The sequence below is a fragment of the Kocuria sp. CNJ-770 genome, from assembly GCF_001942375.1.
Classification (GTDB): Bacteria; Actinomycetota; Actinomycetes; order Actinomycetales; family Micrococcaceae; genus Kocuria; species Kocuria oceani.
Genome location: NZ_MKJW01000026.1, coordinates 1 through 4,145 on the forward strand (window position 1 = coordinate 1; position 4,145 = coordinate 4,145).

Below are 4,145 nucleotides of genomic sequence, written 5' to 3' on the forward strand. Positions count from 1 at the left end.
GGCGTAGGTGGTGCCCGCCAGCTCGCGGATGCGCGTCACGTAGCCCCGGGTCTCCGCGAACGGGGGGATCCCCCCGTGCCGCAGCACCGCGGTGGGCCCGGCGTTGTAGGCCGCCAGCACCAGGTCGATCTCCTCCTCGGCCGTGGCCGGCTCGAGGCCGCCGACCATCCGCCGGAGGTCCTTCAGGTACCGGCCCTGGGCGCGGATGGCGTCGCGCGGGTCGAAGGGGTCCCCCCGCCCGTACCGCGCCCACGTCCTCGGCATGAACTGGGCGAGGCCCTGGGCCCCGGCCGGGCTCACGGCCCGGGGGTCCCAGCGGCTCTCGACGTCGAGCTGGGCGGCGACGATCTGCGGCGGCAGCCCCGAGAACTCGGCGGCGGCCAGGACGTCCTCGCCCCACGGCTCGGGCACGGGAGCGGTGCGGCTCGGCCCGCCGGTCCCGGCGGTGCCCGGGCCGCGGTCGGAGGTGTTGGCGTGGATCAGTCCTCCCGTGCCGATCAGCAGCAGCACCACCGAGGCCAGCAGGAACCACGAGGAGCTGCGCGCGGGGCGCTCCTCGGGCTGCTCGGCGTCCGGGCGTGCCGGCTGCAGGACGGTGGTGGACATCCGTCCCAGGGTAGGAGCGCGGGTGGGGGCAGGTCTGCGGCCTCTTGGGGGGACAGCCGGCCGCGACCGCCTACGATGAGGGCGTGACCGCCGAGATCATCGCCACCCTCATCACTGCCGTCCTGCTCGTCGTCGGGTGCCTCGGCGTCATCGTCCCGGTCCTGCCGGGCTCGATCCTCATCGTCGTGGGGCTGCTGGTCTGGGCGCTCACGGTGCAGGCGGTGGAGGGGTGGACGGTGCTGGTCGTCGGCTCCGTGCTGGCGGTCATCGGGATGGCCGCGAGCGCGGTGCTCACCGGCGCCCGGCTCAAGCAGCGGCAGATCCCCAACCGCTCCCTGCTGTACGCGGCGGCGGGCGCCGTGGTGGGGCTGTTCGTGATCCCGGTCGTGGGGATCTTCGTGGGCTTCTTCGTCGGCCTGCTGCTGAGCGAGACCGCCCGTCAGCGCGACCTGCGCACCGCCCTGGACTCCAGCTGGGCGGCCCTCAAGGCCGCGGGCCTGGGCATCGTGGTCGAGTTCGGCTGCGCGCTCGCCGCCTCCAGCGTGTTCGTGCTGGGCGCCCTGGTCCTCTTCCTCACCGCCTGAGCGGTGCCGCCGCGCGGCGAGGGAGCGGGCCCCGCGGGGAGGACCCGAGGACGGAGGAGGGCCCGGGCACCCCGGTGCCCGGGCCCTCCTCCACCCGGTTGCGGGTCAGCGCCAGGGCAGGGGCACGACCTCGACGTCCTGCCCGGCGGCCACCCCGCCCGGGGGCACCACGATGATGACGTCCGCGTGCGCGAGCCCGCGCAGCATGTTCGCGCCGACCCGGTCCCGCGGGGCGACCGTCCCGTCCTGCAGGTAGCCGGGCACCAGGGCGGTCACCTTCTGGCCCGGCAGCTCCTCGGCCGCGGGCAGCGTGCGCGTGGTCGGGGCCGGGTCGCCGTGCAGCCGGGCCAGCAGCGGCTGGGCCACCGTGAACATGCTCGTCATGGCCGCCAGCGGGTTCCCGGGCAGCCCGACGACGAAGGGCCCGTCCTCGGGCAGGCGGGCGAGGAACGTGGGGTGGCCCGGACGCTGGGCGAGGCCGTCGAGGAGGAAGACCGCCCCGAGCTCCTCCAGCGCGGAGCGCACGTGGTCGGCGTCGGAGTGGCCGGTCCCGCCGGTGGTGATGACCACCTCGGTGCGGGCGTCGAGCACCGAGGCCATGCCGGAGGGCGCCTCGGTGAGGGCGGAGAGCATGGCCTTGGCGGTGTCCTCCACGCGCCGCAGCTGGTCCACGGACCCGCCCAGCATCTCCACGAAGGTGGGCAGCTGCGGGCCGAAGGCGTCACGGACCTGGCCGGGCTCGGGGATCCCGTCCTCGACCACCTCGCTGCCGGTCAGCAGGATGGTCACGCGCGGGCGGCGGCGGACGGGGAGCATGTCGTGGCCGCTGATCGCGGCGAAGGCGATGTGCGCCGGGTTGAGCAGGCACTGCCCGTGCAGGATGACGTCCCCGGCGGCCACCTCCTCGCCGGTGCGGCGGATGTTCTGCCCGTAGGGGATGTCCTCGGCCGAGGGGGCGTGGGCGGCGATGGTCAGCACCGTGCCCTCCTCGGACAGGTGCGCGTACTCGTCCCGCAGCACCGCCCGGGCACCGGCGGGGACGAGCCCGCCGGTGACGATGCGCGTGGCCTGCCCCGGCTCCAGGTTGAGCACCGGGCGGTAGAGGTCCTTCGGGGGGATCGTGAGCATCTTGCGGGGATCGGTCTCCACGGGCTCCGGGAAGACCACGGTCCACGGCTGCGGGCCGGCCACCGCGTAGCCGTCCATGGCGGAGGAGGCGTAGTGCGGCACGGGGATCGGTGCGGTGACGTCCTCGGCGAGGACCCCGCCGAGGGCCTCCTGCAGGGGCAGCCAGTGGCTGGGCAGGGCGGTGGCCACGTCGTAGGAGAACTGCCGGGCCCGGTGCCACTCGGCGTCCTGGAGGGTCTCGACCTCCACGGGCGCGGGCGCGGGGGCGTCGTCGTCCTCGATCACGGGCAGCGCGTGCGTGTAGGGGCTGTTGGTGTCGTGGGGCAGGGGCAGTCCGGACATCAGTTCTCCTCGGGGGTTCGGCGGGCGGCGGGGACGAGGTCGCCGACGGTGCGGAGGGCGCGGCGCAGCGCGTCGTGCTCCTCCTCGCCCGCGGCGACCGCCCGGGCCACGTGGTAGCCCAGCAGGTAGGCGGTGGGCGGGACGGCCGGTCGCACGGTGCGGTGGGCCACCCGCCCGGTGAGGCCCAGCACGGCGTCCAGCGGCAGCTCGGTGTCGGGGACGTCCAGGGCGGCGCGCACCGCCGCGAGCCACTGCTCGAGCGTCTCGTGCTCCGCCGGGCTCAGGTCCTTGGGCATGCCGTGCTCCTCCCGGGCGGGGGACCGCCCGTTCGTGGTCAGGTCAGGTGGTGCCTCCGCACATCGTCCCACGTATCCACGTCCGCGGTGGCGTCCTCGGCCACGGTGACGTCGTGCAGGCGGAGGTGGCGCAGGAAGGAGAACACCGAGCGGTCCGCGGGGTCCTGGCCCGCGTAGGCCGCGCGCAGCGCCTCCGAGCGGTACAGGGCCGCGAGGGGCTGGCGGCGGCCGTCGGGCGGGACGCCGACGTGCCCGTCCGTCCCGGGCACGCTCCTCGCGGCCTCCAGCAGCAGCGGGACGGCACGGGCCACCCCGGGCATGTCGCAGGCGAGGACCAGGGTCCACGGCGCCTCGGGCAGCGCCTGGAGGGCGCGCAGGCCCGCCGCGATGCCCGCGGCCGGTCCGGAGAACGGCGGGTCCTCCCGGGCGCGCAGCACGCCCGCGGGGACGGCGAGCTCCGGGGGCCCGACGACGACGACCCCGGCCGCTCCCCGGACCGCGTCGAGCGTGAGCTCCACGAGGGTGCGCCCGCCCTGCCGCAGGCCCGCCTTCGGCCGCCCGCCCAGCCGGGAGGAGCGCCCGCCGGCCAGGACGACGGCGTGGAAGACCGGGGCCGGGTCCGTGGCGCCCACCCGTTCACCCCCCGGAGAAGGGCGGCAGGACGTCGAGCACCGCCCCGGCCGGGACCGGGGTGGCCGGATCGGGGCAGGCCACGCCGTCGAGCAGGAAGCTCGACCGGGCCAGCACCTCGGCCAGCGGCGGCTGCCCCGGCGGCGGCTGCGGGTGGGCCCGGACCAGCAGGGCCTCCACGTCCCGGCGGGTGCAGGGCCGGTCGGCCGGGACCGCCAGGGTCTCGGCCTCGGTGCCGGCGGCGGCCCGGGCGGCGGCGAAGTAGCGGATCAGCACGCCCCTCAGCCCCCGATCGCGCTCATCGTGCGGGCGGGCTGGACGTAGTCGGCCGAGTCCAGGCCGGTGTGCTCCATCCCGTGCGCGGCGGGTTTGACCCACATCGCCGCCCGCCAGCGCTCGGCCAGCTCCGCGTCGGTCGCCCCGGCGCGCAGCAGCGGGAGCAGGTCGACCTCCTCGTGGGAGAACAGGCAGGAGCGGATCCTGCCCTCGGCGGTGATCCGGGTGCGCTTGCAGTCGGCGCAGAAGGGCTCCGTGACCGAGGCGATCACTCCCACGGTGC

General features: G+C 76.2%; 6 protein-coding genes and 1 pseudogene. 1 reads left to right on the plus strand and 6 read right to left on the minus strand.

What is annotated here, in order from left to right; all coding sequences use genetic code 11:
• Nucleotides 1-606 (minus strand): lytic transglycosylase domain-containing protein (locus BJF77_RS01370; protein WP_075871072.1); only part of this gene is annotated, 606 nt, incomplete at its 3' end.
• A gap of 83 nt (nucleotides 607-689) precedes the next feature.
• Between BJF77_RS01370 and BJF77_RS01375 the strand changes: the two genes are divergently transcribed.
• On the plus strand, nucleotides 690-1,190 hold the full coding sequence (locus tag BJF77_RS01375; protein WP_047802395.1) for a DUF456 domain-containing protein: 501 nt from the start codon (nucleotides 690-692) through the stop codon (nucleotides 1,188-1,190).
• A gap of 105 nt (nucleotides 1,191-1,295) precedes the next feature.
• Here the strand turns inward: BJF77_RS01375 and BJF77_RS01380 are convergent, their stop codons facing one another.
• The 5 genes and pseudogenes from BJF77_RS01380 to BJF77_RS01400 all read right to left on the minus strand — a co-directional run.
• Nucleotides 1,296-2,660 carry a molybdopterin molybdotransferase MoeA gene (locus tag BJF77_RS01380; RefSeq protein WP_083664912.1) on the minus strand — a complete coding sequence of 455 codons (1,365 nt, stop codon included), beginning with the start codon at nucleotides 2,658-2,660 and terminating at the stop codon, nucleotides 1,296-1,298.
• Complete coding sequence (locus BJF77_RS01385; RefSeq protein WP_053004760.1) at nucleotides 2,660-2,956, minus strand: DUF6457 domain-containing protein; 297 nt, start codon at nucleotides 2,954-2,956, stop codon at nucleotides 2,660-2,662. The genes BJF77_RS01380 and BJF77_RS01385 overlap by 1 nt, the downstream gene beginning before the upstream one ends.
• Before the next feature lie 38 nt (nucleotides 2,957-2,994).
• Nucleotides 2,995-3,588: a molybdenum cofactor guanylyltransferase gene (locus BJF77_RS01390; protein WP_075871073.1), complete on the minus strand. Its 594-nt coding sequence runs from the start codon at nucleotides 3,586-3,588 to the stop codon at nucleotides 2,995-2,997.
• Between the two features lie 4 nt (nucleotides 3,589-3,592).
• Nucleotides 3,593-3,862, minus strand: coding sequence for a MoaD/ThiS family protein (locus tag BJF77_RS01395; RefSeq protein ID WP_047802397.1), 270 nt, complete (start codon nucleotides 3,860-3,862; stop codon nucleotides 3,593-3,595).
• A 5-nt stretch (nucleotides 3,863-3,867) separates the two neighbouring features.
• Nucleotides 3,868-4,145: pseudogene (locus BJF77_RS01400) on the minus strand (GTP 3',8-cyclase MoaA); the annotation flags it as partial.